At 34.3% G+C, this 671-nt stretch carries 1 protein-coding gene; it reads left to right on the top strand.

All coding sequences use genetic code 11. The features are described from left to right. Positions 1-671, top strand: a 671-nt coding sequence (gene mobV, locus FE392_RS20520; protein ID WP_319931947.1) for a MobV family relaxase, incomplete at both ends; no start/stop codon positions are given.

Raw genomic sequence — 671 nt, 5'->3', positions numbered from 1 at the left:
CTTTCAGAATTTGTAGTAACAGCTTCGCCTGATTACATGCATTCATTAAGTTTAGAAGAACAGAAACGTTATTTTGAGAGTTCACTAGATTTTATTCAAAAACGTTATGGCAAACAAAATACGTTGTATGCGATGGTTCATATGGATGAAGCGACACCACATATGCATATTGGTGTCATGCCAATTACAGAAGACAATCGTTTGTCCGCAAAAGATATGTTTACGAGAAAAGAATTGATATCTTTGCAACAGGACTTCCCGTTGGAAATGCGGGAAAAAGGTTTTGATGTAGATCGGGGAGAAGGTTCTGAGAAAAAACATTTATCGCCTCAAGCCTTTAAGGAAAAACAAGATTTAGAAGTAGAAGTGGAACAGTTATCCAATGTAAAAACGCATTTAAAGACAAAAGTAGTGGAAACGCATAATCAATTACAACAAACCACAAACTACATCGAAAAACAGAATGAAACGTTACAAAAAATTCAGCAACAATTTTTGAGTTTAGATAAAAAAATAAAAGAAAAGAAACAGGAATTTGAAACGTTTCGAAATCAAATTCCGGATAAGCCAGTGTCAATGTCTTATTTGCGAGAAGAAACAAAAACAGAAGTAACAACAAAACTGTTTGGAAAGCCAGAAATTACTGAGAAGAAAACAGGAAACATCGTGGT

Source organism: Xenorhabdus santafensis (genome assembly GCF_033949405.1).
GTDB lineage: Bacteria > Pseudomonadota > Gammaproteobacteria > Enterobacterales > Enterobacteriaceae > Xenorhabdus > Xenorhabdus santafensis.
Note: the sequence above shows the minus strand (reverse complement) of the source record. Positions and strands in the feature narration are given on the sequence as shown.